The organism is Algoriphagus iocasae (assembly GCF_014206875.1).
GTDB lineage: Bacteria > Bacteroidota > Bacteroidia > Cytophagales > Cyclobacteriaceae > Algoriphagus > Algoriphagus iocasae.
Map to the genome: position 1 here is coordinate 898183 of NZ_JACIJO010000001.1, position 15288 is coordinate 913470.

Annotated in this window: 11 protein-coding genes; 6 read left to right on the forward strand and 5 right to left on the reverse strand. The window is 38.7% G+C overall.

Annotated elements, in window-relative coordinates:
- Positions 1 to 19: 19 nt before the first annotated feature.
- On the reverse strand, positions 20 to 397 hold the full coding sequence (locus tag FHS59_RS03890) for a hypothetical protein (protein WP_184493216.1): 378 nt from the start codon (positions 395 to 397) through the stop codon (positions 20 to 22).
- Positions 394 to 1800: a 23S rRNA (uracil(1939)-C(5))-methyltransferase RlmD gene (gene rlmD / locus FHS59_RS03895; RefSeq protein WP_184493218.1), complete on the reverse strand. Its 1407-nt coding sequence runs from the start codon at positions 1798 to 1800 to the stop codon at positions 394 to 396. Before rlmD ends, FHS59_RS03890 begins: the two co-directional genes overlap by 4 nt.
- Positions 1801 to 1908: 108 nt before the next feature.
- Here rlmD and FHS59_RS03900 point away from each other — a divergent pair, with 108 nt between their 5' ends.
- From FHS59_RS03900 to FHS59_RS03915, 4 genes are all read left to right on the forward strand, one after another.
- On the forward strand, positions 1909 to 2721 hold the full coding sequence (locus FHS59_RS03900) for an SDR family oxidoreductase (RefSeq protein WP_184493220.1): 813 nt from the start codon (positions 1909 to 1911) through the stop codon (positions 2719 to 2721).
- Entirely contained in the window at positions 2722 to 6615 is a 3894-nt protein-coding gene (locus FHS59_RS03905) for a DEAD/DEAH box helicase (protein WP_184493222.1), read from the forward strand.
- Between the two features lie 178 nt (positions 6616 to 6793).
- Positions 6794 to 7129 (forward strand): helix-turn-helix domain-containing protein, encoded by a 336-nt coding sequence (locus FHS59_RS03910; protein ID WP_184493225.1) that lies wholly within the window; start codon positions 6794 to 6796, stop codon positions 7127 to 7129.
- Positions 7123 to 8427: a type II toxin-antitoxin system HipA family toxin gene (locus tag FHS59_RS03915; RefSeq protein ID WP_184493227.1), complete on the forward strand. Its 1305-nt coding sequence runs from the start codon at positions 7123 to 7125 to the stop codon at positions 8425 to 8427. The genes FHS59_RS03910 and FHS59_RS03915 overlap by 7 nt, the downstream gene beginning before the upstream one ends.
- Before the next feature lie 6 nt (positions 8428 to 8433).
- Here FHS59_RS03915 and FHS59_RS03920 read toward each other — a convergent pair whose 3' ends face one another.
- Positions 8434 to 9204, reverse strand: coding sequence for a YdcF family protein (locus FHS59_RS03920; protein ID WP_184493229.1), 771 nt, complete (start codon positions 9202 to 9204; stop codon positions 8434 to 8436).
- A 485-nt stretch (positions 9205 to 9689) separates the two neighbouring features.
- Here FHS59_RS03920 and FHS59_RS03925 point away from each other — a divergent pair, with 485 nt between their 5' ends.
- Both FHS59_RS03925 and FHS59_RS03930 read left to right on the forward strand, forming a co-directional pair.
- The gene (locus FHS59_RS03925) at positions 9690 to 10019 is read left to right on the forward strand and encodes a hypothetical protein (RefSeq protein WP_184493231.1); all 330 of its coding nucleotides are present in this window, start codon (positions 9690 to 9692) and stop codon (positions 10017 to 10019) included.
- A gap of 139 nt (positions 10020 to 10158) precedes the next feature.
- Positions 10159 to 13104 carry an FAD-binding and (Fe-S)-binding domain-containing protein gene (locus FHS59_RS03930; RefSeq protein WP_184493233.1) on the forward strand — a complete coding sequence of 982 codons (2946 nt, stop codon included), beginning with the start codon at positions 10159 to 10161 and terminating at the stop codon, positions 13102 to 13104.
- Between the two features lie 15 nt (positions 13105 to 13119).
- Here FHS59_RS03930 and FHS59_RS03935 read toward each other — a convergent pair whose 3' ends face one another.
- Together FHS59_RS03935 and hutG are read right to left on the reverse strand one after the other, a co-directional pair.
- Positions 13120 to 14307, reverse strand: coding sequence for a 6-bladed beta-propeller (locus FHS59_RS03935; RefSeq protein ID WP_184493235.1), 1188 nt, complete (start codon positions 14305 to 14307; stop codon positions 13120 to 13122).
- A gap of 13 nt (positions 14308 to 14320) precedes the next feature.
- Entirely contained in the window at positions 14321 to 15283 is a 963-nt protein-coding gene (gene hutG / locus FHS59_RS03940) for a formimidoylglutamase (RefSeq protein WP_184493237.1), read from the reverse strand.
- Between the last annotated feature and the right edge of the window lie 5 nt (positions 15284 to 15288).

Below are 15288 nucleotides of genomic sequence, written 5' to 3' on the forward strand. Positions count from 1 at the left end.
TTTATTGTACTTAGATACTTCAATCATTAGGGTAAGGTACGTATACAAAACTTGTAAATGCTCCATCCATGACAAATAGGCAGCAGAATTCATCCGGGTCTTTGTACGCTTTTTTGAAGTCTTCAAGAGCTTCTTCCGAGATTAATTTTCTTTGTACAAACTCATCCACATAGGTGATGAAGTAATTCCAATCTAGGTCTTTTTCCTCTTTTCCGAGGAAGATTTTTCCAATTGGTTGCATCTCTTTTGAGATGGGGAAAATAGGGAAATCCGAAAATTTTCTAGACCGAATTTGGTAAGATGCTTCTTTTAATGTGTCTGAAATTTTAACGAAATCTTGTGTGATCGTGCCCAAATATTTTCCACTCAATTCGGGATCATTGAAATCTGAAATCATTTTTTGAGAGTTAAGAGTACGACATTTTCTACATGATAGGTCTGTGGAAACATGTCCACAGGCTGGATTTTTTCGACTTGGTATTGCTCTCCAAGTAGGGCTAAATCTCTTGCTTGGGTAGCGGGATTACAGGAGACATAAACGATTTTTGGAGCTGCCAAACGGAGTAACATTTGAACGACTTTTTCATCCATTCCAGCCCTTGGTGGATCAGTAATAATGACATCTGGAGCAGCATGATTTTGGATGAATTCCTCATTCAAAATATCCTTCATATCACCTGCATAAAAGAGGGTGTTTTCTATCCCATTTATTTGGGAGTTTATCTTCGCATCTTCGATGGCGGCTTCCACATATTCAACCCCGATTACTTGCTTCGCTTGCTTGGCTACAAAGTTGGCGATGGTGCCCGTTCCGGTATACAAATCATAGACGATTTCATCTCCTTTTAAAGAGGCAAAATCCCTTGCGACTTTATATAATTCATAGGCTTGTTCCGAGTTGGTCTGATAAAATGATTTCGGTCCAACTCGGAATTTAAGGCCTTCCATTTCCTCTTCGATATAGGGTAAACCTGAATAGGTGACCAATTCTAAATCATGGAATGTTTCATTTCCTTTAGTATTGATCACATAGAGTAGGGAAGTTATTTCCGGGAATTTTTGGTTTAAAAACTCCATTACCAAATCGATTGAACTTGGGTCAGACTCTCCGAATTGCACAATGACCATGGTTTGCCCGGTGCTGGTGGTTCTGATTATCAGGTTTCGAAGTAATCCTTCCTGGTTCCTGATATCGTAAAAACTCAGCTTGTTTTCCTTTGCGAATGCTCTCAATTCATTTCTTACATCATTTGAGATTCCGCCTTGGAGATAGCAATGATCCACATCGATGATTTTGTCAAACATTTTAGGGATATGAAAACCTAATGCATTTCTATCAAAATCCTCTTCGGATCTGATCTGCTCTAGTGTGAGCCATTTTTTATTGCTGAAAGTAAAATCGAGTTTGTTTCGATAGTATTTCGTTTTTTCGGAACCTAAAGTGGGTAAAACTTCGGGGATTTGGACTTTTGCTATCCGTTGAAACTGGTCTAAAACCTGCTGACGTTTGTAGCTTTTTTGCAAGTCATAATTGATATGTTGCCATTTGCATCCCCCGCAAGTGCCGAAGTGCGAGCAAAATGGCTCGATTCGATCTTTTGAATATTGGTGAAATTTAACAGGCTCACCTTCCATAAAAGAGCTTTTGCCTTTTGTGATTCGTACATCCACCACGTCTCCAGGTGCCACACCTGAGACAAATACGACTTTTTCCTCATGATGTCCCACACATTTTCCTTCTGATGCTATGCGCTCGATCAAGATATTTGGGACAATTTTGTTTTTCATTTTCCGCGACATGGGCGCAAAATTAGGTAAAATCGAAGGGCCAAAGAAAATCATTATCTAAAAGCTGGCACGATCCTTTCATTTTTTTTGTTTTGACTATCTTTGTAAGATCGTAAACCCATGGAATTTAAGAACAAAGTCGTTGTAGTAACAGGAGCCACTTCAGGAATAGGGGCAGCTTGCGCTTATGCATTCGGGAAGGAAGGAGCCAAAATTGCCATCACTGGCCGGAATCCGGAAAAATTGGAGGTAGAAAGAAAGATTTTGGCTGATGCGGGGATTCAGGTTATCGCAATATTGGCGGATGCAGGATCAGAAGAGGAAAATAAGATGATGGCTAATCAGGTTATTTCTACCTATGGGAAAATTGATATCCTGATCAATAATGCAGGAATTTCTATGCGGGCTTTGTTCCAGGATCTTGACTTGGAAGTATTCAGAAAGGTAATGGATACCAACTTTTGGGGAACAGTTTACGCGACCAAATATTGTCTGCCTTCTATTTTGGAAAATAAAGGGTCCATTGTTGGGATTTCTTCCATCAATGGTTTTAGAGGTACTCCAGCCAGAACAGCTTACACAGCAAGCAAGTATGCGATGAATGGATTTTTTGAATCGCTTAGGACTGAGGTAATGCATAATGGAGTCCATGTGCTAGTTGCTTCACCTGGTTTTACAGCTTCAAATATTAGAACCAATGCACTTACAGCTCACGGTTCCTCCCAAGGAGAATCTCCAAGAGATGAATCAAATATGATGTCTGCTGAAGATGTAGCAGAGGCAATTGTGAAGGCTACAAGAAAGAGGAAACGCGACTTAGTTTTAACGACTCAGGGAAAGCTCGCGGTATTTTTAAATAAATGGATTCCTGGAATTATGGATGGGATGGTTTACCGGGAAATGGCCAAGGAACCAGATTCGCCTTTTAAATAAATGGCTGAATCGATCTTTCAAACTTATCTGAACAGATTGACTGACTTGTCTTCAAAAAACAAGTCGCTGTACATACCTAAAATCGAAGGCTCGGGATTAATAGATCTTTACGATTTCGAATTCTTAAATGGAGAACCATCTTTTGAAATTGTAAGAAAATTAATTCAGGCCAAAAAGAAAATTCCATTAATTCCTGAGTCTGACCCAAGACAAGCTCAGACAAATTCACTTTCCAAATCACTTTCCAGACTTAATTTTAGAGATCTACTGACTCAAGAAGAAACAGGAGATCATGCATTGGTTCTCTCTTGGCTTTTTGTGGAAGGAAAACTGATTAATGGGCAAATTTTACGAGCTCCTTTATTGATGTTCCCGATTTCTCTATACAAAGAGAAAGATCATTGGTTTTTGTCAATAGAAGGCTCTTGGCAATGGAATCCAGCTTTTCTTTTGGCGTACCAGCATGCCTATCAAACAGAAATTGATTCGGATCTCCTTGAAGAAAACTTAAATTCTTTATCTACAGACCCCACTGAATTTAGAACCCAACTCGCCAAAATTCTCCAAGAGAATTTCTCAATTCATGTAAGTTCGAATCTTTTTGAAGATCGAATCCAGCCTATTCCCATTTCCCAAAAATCATTGGATAGTTCCCAATTTCAGGATGGGAAAATCAGTTTAAAGAATTATTCGGCTTTGGGGCTTTATGCTCAAAAAGGAAGTTTTCTTTTTCAAGAATATGAATCATTAATCAAGCAATTTGGAGATAAAAAGCTGGAAGAGTTATTTCTTGATCAATATGCATTCGATAAGGAACTTCCATCTCCCAGAGAAGATCAAATGTTTCCAATTTTTCCATTAGATGCTTCTCAGGAGCATGTTTTACATTCAGTGAGAAGAAGGAAAAGCTTGGTGGTAGAGGGTCCTCCTGGCACCGGTAAATCGCAATTGATATCCAATTTGGTGTCAGATTATATTGCCCGAGGGAAGAAAGTCTTGGTGGTTTCGCAAAAACGAGCTGCCTTGGATGTGGTGTATGAGCGATTGGAAAAGGCAGGTTTTGGTGAATTCTTGGGCTTGGTTCATGACTTCAGAGCGGATCAAAAACTGCTTTTTGAAAAGATTAAGGTTCAAATTGATTCCATTGAAAAATACCAGGAACTCAACAGGGGCATTGATAGCATGCAGTTGGAGCGGGATATTTCAGTTCTTTCAAAAACTATTGAGCGTCTTTCTTCAAAATTCGAAGAGTTTAGATCTGATTTGCTTGATTCAAGTAAGAGCGGATTGCCGATAAAAGCCATGTACCTTAAGTATAATAAAAAACTTGAGGCAGGATTATCACCGGAATCAGGATTATTAAAGTTGGATTGGGAAGAGGTTTCTCAATTCAAAAAGGAATTCAGAATCTTTAAATCTTTCTATAAAAAATTTCAGGGGAGTTTTTGGGAAAACAGGAATTCATTTGAAAATATCGAACCGCATCAATTTGCAGTGATTGAGGAAGTGCTTAAGCAAATTGAGAATCTAAGTTTTGGTGAAATTCCGTTAAAATGGGATCGAAAAACTTACGATGAAATACTAAAGGAAATCCTAATTAAGGGTGGTTTTTCTAAACGAATTAGGCAACTTCAGAGAGGGGTTGAAAATTCCGAAAAACAGCCTTTATTACTTGATTTGGTCATTTTTGATGATAAAAGACCGGAATTGAATTCAGTTCAAAGCGTTTTGAAGAATGCTCTAAATAGAATTGCTACCAATCAATTAGGTGTCCCGGAATCCCTTGATAAACTGAGAGAGGAGGCAAGTTCTATACAAGAGAAGTTGAATTCTTGGTCTGGCAAATTTTTGATTTCATGGCAAAAAAATAGGTATCCGGGTTTTGCTGATTGGCTAGATAAGAATAGCCTGAAGTTCAATTCAGAAAATCTAAAACTTGGGATTAGAGAACTTGAAGTCTTAGGAGAAATCCATTCTGAAATGAATGCTTTACCGAAGTTTCCTGGTCTTGAACTTTCTTTAAGTACAATTGAAAGTGAATTACTAGAAATAGAATGTGCACTTTTATGGATTGATCAATGGAAAAATGAAGCATTGATTTCTAGTGTTTTGGATTGGAAAGATGCTGATACTAATTCCGAAGATCTGGTCGGTTTTCTTGGTTTGCTTGGAGATTCTGTTGAAGAGTTTGAACAGAAACTGATTTCTTGGAAAATTTATTTTTCAAATGTGCAGATTGAGAAATTGCTTTTTGATGATTTGAAGGTTGACGATGGGAATCTTTATCAGACTTTTTCTGAACTTAATGCCTTTGATCAGTTTTTGGCGAAATGGGAGGGAACAAGAAAGCAATTGGCAGATAAAATTTTAGCTGGTTTTTCTGATCGGGGTACAGAAGATCAAATTCTGATTTTTGAGAATTCATGGTTTGCATGTTGGATTTCTGAGCTTGAAAAGAGAAATCCAATTTTGGCCGAAGCTGGAGGATTGAAACTGGAACAGGAAATTGAAGAGCTGAAATCTTCAATTTTGGAAAAAAGATCAATTGCCAAAGATGTTGCGCTGCTTCGATTACGGGAGCAGATGAGTTCTAATTTGGAATTTAACCGTCTTGGTAATCGACTTACCTATCGGGAATTGTCTCATCAGGTGAATAAGAAGAGGCAAAAATGGCCGATCAGGAAATTAGTCGGTGAACTCGGGGATGAGGTTTTTAGATTGTTGCCATGCTGGCTGGCAAGTCCTGAAACTGTCTCGGCGATTTTCCCAATTGGAAATGTTTCAAGTCCATTTTTTGATTTGGTAATATTCGATGAAGCTTCACAATGTCAGGTGGAGCGTGGGCTTCCTGCCATGTTGAGGGGTAAGCAGGTGGTGGTAGCTGGTGATTCAAAGCAATTGAGGCCTTCGGATTTTTATCAGGTGAAATGGGAGACTGAAGAGGAAGGTCTGGAATATGAGACTGAATCTCTATTGGAATTGGCGGGATATTATTTCGAAAATCGACAATTAAAAGGGCATTATCGCTCTGCTGATCCAGCTTTGATTTATTTTTCGAATACTCATTTCTATGGAAACCTTCTGGAGACCTTACCTGATTATCCAACTTCCCGGGCAAATAAACCCGCATTTTCTTGGCTGAAAGTGGAGGGGATCTGGGAAAATCAAATCAATAAAACTGAGGCTGAATCCGTTTTTGACTTGGTGAATAAGTTGATTTCTGAAAAGCCGAATGAAACTATTGGGATAGTGACTGGTAATTATTTCCAGATGGAATTGATTCGGGAAAAGCTTTGGAAAGCTGGGCTGCAGGGACAGTCGATCAAAGTTCGGAATATTGAAAATGTGCAAGGAGATGAGTTTGATCAGGTGATTTTATCCTTGGGCTATGCGCCTAATAGGCAAGGGAAGTTGGTCACGAATTTTGGTTTGTTGGGCAAGGCTGGTGCTGAAAATCGAATGAATGTGGCTATCAGTAGAGCTAAAAGAAATTTGCATGTTGTGAGTAGTATTGAGCCGACTGACTTTACCCCGTCCCAGTTGAAGAACTTAGGAATTTCCCTTCTAAAAGAGTTTTTGACTTTTGTTCAGACGCAAGCTACCTCTCCTGGAGTTGACTCTTTTGAATTGAATGTGAATGGTTTTGAAGTGGATTGGAGCTTGAAAAATTATCTTACCACTCACTATTCTTCTTATTCTAAGGATATTCCTTCTACAGTGATGGATTTAAAACAAATTGAAGATTCTGGCGAGGAGCTAGCTGTTTTGACAGATGATCAGCGTTTTTTTAATACAAGTACTGCCAAAGCTGCTATGGCTTATCATCCGATTTTGCTGGAAGAAAAAGGATGGAACTGGGTATGGAAATGGAGCAGGGAAGAGTTTTTAAAATGATTTTACCAGTATTTATATTTACTATATCTAAATTTCTAATTTTTGAATGATAAATCATTCTTTATAGCTAATTTATGTATTTAATGAATGATAAATAATTCAAATAAAATATATAATAAATGTATGAAAAATCATTCATAAACTTGTAAAATTAGTATTAATGAATGATATTTGATGCATGGACTATAATGCTCTAAGTGATTTACAAATTATTCGTCAGATTGGAGAGTTCGTCAAGGCTGAGCGCATTCATCAGCAAAAATCCCAAGATCAGCTTTCCAAAGAAGCGGGGATCAGTCGATCCACTCTCAGTCTTTTGGAAAGAGGTGAAAAGGTGAATCTAATTACTTTGATTCAGGTCCTTCGTGTGCTGGATCGTCTGCAATGGATGGAGGCGTTTGAGGTAAAGAAGACGATCAGTCCGATAGATTACATCAAGCTTCAAAAGAAGCATGAGCGTCAACGCGTTCGTAATTCAGATATGGCAGCTGATAATCCACCTTTAGAATGGTAGTAGGGGCGGAAATCTGGATTTGGGATAAGTTTGCGGGTGCGATACTTTGGGATGAAGTGGGGCAGATCGGAAGTTTTGAATTTGATCAAGGCTTTCTTCGATCTGGTTTGGATATTTCTCCCGTGAAAATGCCTTTGGCAAGTGGAAATAGGATTTTTAGGTTTCCCGAACTGAGAAAATCAAGGACTGATGCATTTGATACTTTCAAAGGACTTCCAGGATTATTGGCAGATATGCTTCCAGATAAATATGGAAATCAATTGATCAATGCTTGGCTCACCCAAAACGGAAGGCCTGCAGACAGTTTGAACCCTGTGGAGCAGCTTTGTTTTATTGGAAAGCGGGGAGTGGGAGCATTAGAGATTAGACCTTCATTTCGGCAGGAAGCTACAAAGCCAAGTGAATTAGAAATCGATAGTTTGGTCAATATCGCCGGAAAAATCCTTAATGCCCGGGAGGACTTCCAGTCCAATTTAAGCGTAGATGAACAGTCTGCTTTATCAGATATCCTCAAAATCGGCACATCGGCAGGAGGAGCAAGAGCGAAAGCGGTCATTGCATTCAACCCAAAAACTGGAGCCGTAAAAAGTGGTCAAGTGAAAGCTCCGAAAGGGTTTTCGTATTGGATCATCAAATTTGATGGGGTCCATGATTCACAATTTGGAGTGACTATGGGCTATGGAAGAGTGGAGATGGCCTACTATCTAATGGCTGTGGAGGCGGGAATCGAGATGAATGAAAGCAGGCTTTTGGAAGAAAATGGCAGAGCCCATTTCATGACGAAAAGATTTGATCGTACTGATGATGGTCAAAAAATCCATATGCAAAGTCTTTGTGGACTGCGTCATTTTGACTTCAACCAAGTAGGATATTTTAGCTATGAGCAGGTTTTTGAAACGATGCGGATGTTGCGGCTTTCCTATCCAGAGGCGGAGCAGATGTTTGTCCGAATGGTATTCAATGTATTGGCTAGAAACTGCGATGATCACACGAAGAATTTTGCATTTCTGATGGGGCAGGATGGAAAGTGGAAACTTTCGCCAGCTTATGATATCTGTTATGCCTACAGACCTGGCAGCATGTGGGTGAGTTCACAGTCGCTTATGGTCAATGGAAAAAGGGAAAATATCCAGGATATAGACTTTTTAGAGGTCGCAGGTAAAATGAATATTAAAAATCCAGAAGAAAAGATTGAACGAGTAAAATCCACAATTAGAAAATGGGATGATTTTGCTTCGGCCGTAGGGGTAGATAAAAAACTGAAAGAATCGATCCAAGAAACATTGCTGGTAAGATAATCCGGGTTAAATATATCCCACCAACTTATAAACTAAGATTCCGATCCATTCTTTGACGAGTTTATGCCAATTTTCAAGTGATGAGGGGTTTGGATAAACAAAAGCTGGAAAATCGTATTTGGTGTCGTGACTATAGTAGTCTGTTGGAAAAGTTTCTGTTTTTAATCCGACTTTATCAAAGCAACCTTTCGCTCGATACATATGAAAAGCAGAGGTGATTAATAAAAATTCCTCATCTGTATCGATTCCTTTTTCCTCCAAAAATGTTTTGGTGAATTGTGCATTCTGCGCGGTATTTTTAGCCTGATCTTCAATCATTACATCTTCTGAAGGAACGCCAGTCATAATCAGAAATCGCTGTAAAAGTTCTGCCTCGGATTGTGGATTGACAGGATTCAGTCCTTGTCCACCAGTAATCAGAATTTTTTTGATTTTCCCCATTCGATATAGTTGGAGCGCATGGGTAATCCGATCTGCTCCTTTATTAAAGAAGGTGCGGTCATAAGCAGTTTTGCTAAGATTGGTCACTCCTGTCAATACAATTCCAAATTCGTGGGTTTTGATTTCATTGAAATCTTTAAAATCAGGTTCCCAAGCTAGTATAGCTTGATTTGCGATAAATTGATTAGTAAAAAACCAAAGCAGGATAATTCCTATCCAAAGACTTCTCTTTCCCCATTTCTTTTTGACATATAATGCTCCTATAACTATCAAAATGCTAATGATTGTCAAGGGCATTGCTAAAAAGCTCAGGAATTGGGAAAGGTAGAAAAACATGGGTGACTTGAGGTTTTCACAAAGAAAGGATGGAAAGACTCAATTTTCAAATTCAATGTTCACGCTTTGAAGTTCGAAGGAATAATTTATTTAATTAATATGTATATCCGCTTTTTTACCAGTAGACAAGGAAAAATGGGTTTTGAAGAACACTTCAACGTGCTGAAGACAGTGGACTGTCGTCTATGACCGATTATCCGCGAATTCTTAACTCATTCTTTAACTACTGGCTCCATTGCGGATAATCATATTAATTAATTAGGTATTTATTGCATTTAACGTCTATTATTTAACTAAGTGTTAAATATTTTGCGATCTGTTATTAAATTGATCAATATATAACTAACTTATATTTAGTAGTTTTTCTGATTTTTAATCTAAAGAAAAAAAATATGAGATTTTTATTTCTTCTGATACTCTTAATTGACCCTATTGCTCTATTGGGTAAATGGAAATTAACCTTTGCAGAGGCAAATTTCAATTTGGTGAATTCTGCAGCATTTAAGGCTACGCCAAAAGTTCAACAAGATGAGATCCTTGAAGTGAATGAGCTTTATTTAACAAATGCTTATTATGAATTTAAGGAAGATACGGTTTACTGGACTGATGTTAATCCGAGGAAAAAGGAGGTTGTTTTAAAAAAGGGGAAGTGGCTGATCATTGGAGATATTCTTAGAATTTTTGATTATGATAAAATTTACACTTACAACTATTTAATTAAATTGAATGGAAGTGAAGATGAATTACAGACAAGAATGATTTTTCCAAATGGCGATATCGCTAGGAGCAAAGAGACTTTTGAAAAGGATGATTGAATTTCACACGATAGCTACAAGCATGGTGCATTCAATTATTTGGCTTTGAGAATTGATCATTGAATATTGTCCAATAATCATTTCCAAATTCTTTTGCTCAACATTTCTTTAAATCCATCTCATCGGGTTATTTTTGAACATGAGTTCAGACCAGCCTAACCTATTGCCTTTGTTGCAGAAACTTTCTACCCAATTAGAAGGACCTTTGCAATTCGATACTTTAACAAAAACCCTCTATTCCACCGATGCTTCCGTGTATCGGGAAATACCTTTGGCAGTAGCCTTTCCAAAAACTGAGGCAGATATCCAGAAGTTGATCCGTTTTGCTTCAGAAAATGGAACTTCTCTGATCCCAAGAACTGCAGGGACCTCACTGGCTGGTCAGTGCGTTGGAAATGGAATCGTGGTTGATGTGGCAAAGAACTTCACTAAAATCATTGAATTGAATGTGGAGGAAAGATGGGTGAGGGTACAACCAGGTGTGGTAAGGGATGAACTCAATAGATTCTTAAAACCTCATGGGCTTTTCTTTAGCCCGATTACTTCTACCGCCAATCGTGCAATGATAGGAGGTATGGTTGGGAATAATTCCTCTGGTACTACTTCGATTGTATATGGTGTGACTCGGGATAAAGTCATTTCCCTTAATACCATTTTAAGTGACGGGAATTCGGCAGTTTTTGAAGAGATATCCCAAGATGATTTTGACCGAAAATGTGGGCTCAATACTCTGGAGGGTAAGATTTATCGGCAGATTTTTGATGAATTGAATAATCCCGAAGCAAGAGAGGAAATCCATGCGCAGTTCCCGAAGAAATCCATACACCGAAGAAATACTGGCTATGCAGTGGATGAATTATTGAAATCCGAGCTTTTTGAAGGAAAGGAAAAGTTTAATTTCTGCAAACTTTTGACAGGTTCGGAAGGAACATTGGCATTTACTACTGAGATTAAAATCAGCTTGGATCCTTTACCTGATCCCATCGAAATTGTTGTAGCTGCACATTTTGAGACGATCCATGAAAGTATGGTGGCTTCCCAAACTGCGATGAAACATCCAGCAACTGCAGTGGAATTGATGGACAAGATCATTCTGGATTGTACGAAAGAAAGTATTGAATATTCCAAAAACAGATATTTCGTCGAAGGTGATCCAGAAGCACTTTTAATGGTGGAATTCCGAGGTCAAACCTTAGAAGAAGCCATGGCAAAAGGCCATGCTTTGGTGGAAGATTTTAAAAAGTCAGGAATTGGTTATGCCTACCCGATAATTGAACCAGCGATGGTCTCAGCTGCTTGGGCGCTAAGGTCAGCAGGACTTGGTCTTCTTGCCAATATTCCGGGTGATCCAAAAGCGGTTGCATGTATTGAAGATACCGCGGTGGACATTGAGGATTTGGCAGATTACATCGACGAAGTAGATGAGATGATGAAAGGTTTCAATCAAAAACCTGTTCATTATGCCCATGCCGGTGCAGGGGAAATTCACTTACGTCCTATTTTGGATTTGAAAAAGTCCAAAGATGTGGAGGAGTTTTACCAAATATCGAAAGCCTCTGCAGAATTGGTGAAAAAGTATCAAGGTTCGCTTTCCGGTGAACATGGAGATGGTCGTGTCCGTGCTGCTTTTATCCCAATGATGGTCGGAGAGAAGAATTACGAGCTTTTCCGAAGGGTGAAATTCACTTGGGATCCTCAAAATATTTTCAATCCCGGGAAAATTGTGGATGCTGCCCCAATGAATAAATTTCTAAGATATGAGCCGGACCAAGAAACGCCTGAGCATAAAACGATGATGGACTTTTCTCAGGTTGGAGGAATCCTTCGTTTAGCTGAGAAATGCAACGGTTCTGGGGATTGTAGAAAACTTCCGGGTTCAGGAGGGACGATGTGTCCTAGTTTCATGGCTACCAGAAATGAACGTGATACAACTCGAGGTCGTGCCAATACTTTACGTGAGTTTTTGACAATGGACAAAAAGGAGAATGCCTTTGATCATCCAGAAATCAAAGAAGCGATGGATCTGTGTTTGAGTTGTAAAGGGTGTACTGCCGAGTGTCCTTCGAATGTGGACATGGCCAGTTTGAAAGCAGAGTTCCTTTACCAATATCAAAAAACTAATGGAACACCACTTCGATCAAAAGCTTTTGCTCATATCAATGAATTGAATGAATTGGGCTCAATCGTTCCAGGAATCGCTAATTTCTTTTTGAGTAATAGTGTCACTGGAGGATTGATGAAATCTGTTCTTGGTGTGGCTCCAAGTAGAAATTTGCCGGCCATTAGTTCTCAAAGCTTGAGAAAGTGGTACAAGAAAAATTATGATTCACTTCCTGGAACAGCCAAAACTATCAAATCTGTCTACTTTTTTGTGGATGAGTTTACCAATTACAATGATACTCAGATCGGGATTAAAGCTATTTCCTTGTTGAAAAAGCTCGGGTATGAAGTCAGAATTGTGGATCACGAAGAGAGCGGACGATCGGCTTTGTCAAAAGGCTTGTTGCCAAAAGCGAAAAAACATGCGGAAGCGAATGTGAAAGTGTTTGCGGAATTGATAGATGGAAATACGCCTTTGATTGGTTTGGAGCCTTCTGCTATTTTGAGTTTTAGAGATGAATACCCGCGGATTGTGGGCAAAGAGTTAGTCGATGCAGCTAAAAAACTGAAATTTCATGTCAAGCTGATTGATGAGTTTTTGGCTCAGGAAGCTGCTGCTGGAAATATTAAACCAGAATCTTTTTCTACCAAAAGCCAGAAGATCAAGCTTCATGGTCACTGCCATCAGAAAGCGCTTTCCTCATTACTTTGGACGCAAAAAATCCTTTCCCTTCCTAAAAATTACACTGTGGAAACGATCCCAAGTGGATGCTGTGGTATGGCTGGAAGCTTTGGGTATGAAGCAGAGCATTTTGAAGTTTCACAGCAAGTGGGAGAGTTGGTGCTTTTCCCTGCTGTGAGAATAGCTGATTCCGAAACGATCATTGCTGCTCCAGGGACTTCCTGTAGACATCAAATTGCAGATGGAACTGGCCGGAAAGCAAAGCATCCTGTAGAGATTTTATGGGAGGCTTTTGATTCTTAAAGCTCAGCGTATTAATTAGAACTTAAGCTTATACTTGATGACAATCGGATCTTCAAATCCGATTGTTTTAGAAAGTTGATCTTTCAATTGATCCCCGTATTTACCAAATGCTCCAGTTTCCAAAGCATGGATCCAGTCTTCTGTTCGTAGTACATCATAGAAATATCCGTCTTTCGCAAATCCTTTTCCATTGGACCAACCTGCAAAAGAAGGGAAAGCGGTGACTTTTTGATTGGAGAAATTGAGGAAAACCTCATGAATTGGAAAAGTCCGCATGTCTGATAAATCCATGTCTTGATTTTTGATTAAAGCAAAAGTTTTTATCCTTGCTATGGAATCTGTGTACCAGATTTTTCCCATGTTAAAAGCATAGGGTTGTTGAACTACAGTTTTTTCGAAGTCCTCTGGGTTTCTATTTAATTCTTGTTTTGAAATCCCTCTTTCTCCAAAATCTAATACGCCAAAAGGTTTTGTTGCAGTCTTTTCTAAGATGGTGAGGGTGTCAGAAAATGCGAAATTCAGCAAGTAAGATTGGCCTAATTTAGCTATTTCGCCTTCACTGATTTCTGCAGCTAAAGGACTTGCTTTAAGTGGTATATCAATAAATTGATCATTCTCTAAATCAACTATTTTGAATACTTTATATTTTCCTTCCTCATCTGTTTTTCCATCAAACATGGGAGATACTAACCATTTGTTTGGTATGATTTCTTGAAAAGTCGGTAAGAAAGCCAATTCTTCCAAGATGGTTTCACTTCCAATAAAGTCAAAGTCAGGAAAGCTATAATGTTTGATTAAACCAGCCCCAACAGAAAGACTCAAAGTGTCTTCCGTGAAATTAATTCCCTGGATATTTTGGTATTCTGTTGGCCCTTCCCCAGCTCGGTCAAAAGTTTTTAAATAGTTACCCTTTAGATCGAAAAGATGGATTTTAGCGGTTGGATTACAGATCGTTGCATAAACGATGTATTCATTGGTAATAAATAGATTCCATATACTACAATTCAAATTTGCGGGAGAATCGGAGTTGTTTAGCAATGGGATAAATTCTACGGACTCTACTACCTTATCGAAATCATTTACTGACTTACCAGTAATTTCAAAAGTTGGTATTTCTTGAATGTTACTTTCTGAATTTTGACAACCAAAAGCTAAAAAAGCACTCAATGAAAGAGCATAAAAAGTATTCTTGAAATGAAACATTATTGTTGATTTATTAACTAAAAACCTTTCTTGCTACATATTCGGCACATCTTGCAGCTAGTCTGGATGTACAATTATCAATATCGTAATTAGGGTTGAGTTCGACTACATCCATGGAAATCAACTTTTTTGTTGAAGCGATCAATTCAAAAACTTTGAAGGCAAACTCAGGTTCAAAACCCATTGGAGATGGGGCAGACACCCCAGGCGCAAATGCTGATGCAAATCCATCCATATCCACCGTCAAATAAATTTTGTCAACAGAATCTAAAAACCAGAGTATTTTCTCTTGGATTACCTCCCAATTATTAAGTCTGAAATCTTCCATGACCATCCATTTGGTTCCGGTGCTTTCAGCGGTATCAAATAATGATTTTGGGTTGGTGGATCGTTGGATGCCTAAACATAAATATTGAAAATCATCTCCAAACTCTTCGGCAAGCTGATAAAAAGGCGATCCAGAATGGCCTTTTCCATTAACGAGGGGTCGCAAATCAAAATGAGCATCTAGGTTAATGATCCCTAGCCTTTCATTCTTTGGTTTAAGGAAATCATAAATTCCCTTTGCATGGGCCAAAGCCAAATCGTGTCCACCTCCAAGCAAGATTGGGAAGTGATTGGTTTCCAAAAGACTTTTCACAGTGTCTGTTATCAGGTTATGGCTGGATTCCATATCACTGTTTACAGTAATCACATCGCCATAATCAAAAATCCTGGTTTTTTCGGGAAGGTGAAAAGCAAGACTTCCCATCATATTGCGAATAGATTTTGGTCCAGCTATGGTGCCTAGCCTTCCTTGATTTCTATTCACGCCTTCTTCTCCTGCATATCCCAAAATTCCAACTTTAGGATTCTCAGTATTTGAATCGATTTGTAAATCGTTGACAGAGATGCTTGCCTGGTGCCAATATTCGATCGAATCGGATTTTCTACCAAACCAATTGGAAGTTTCTGGATTTTGATGGAATTCGCTCATTGCTT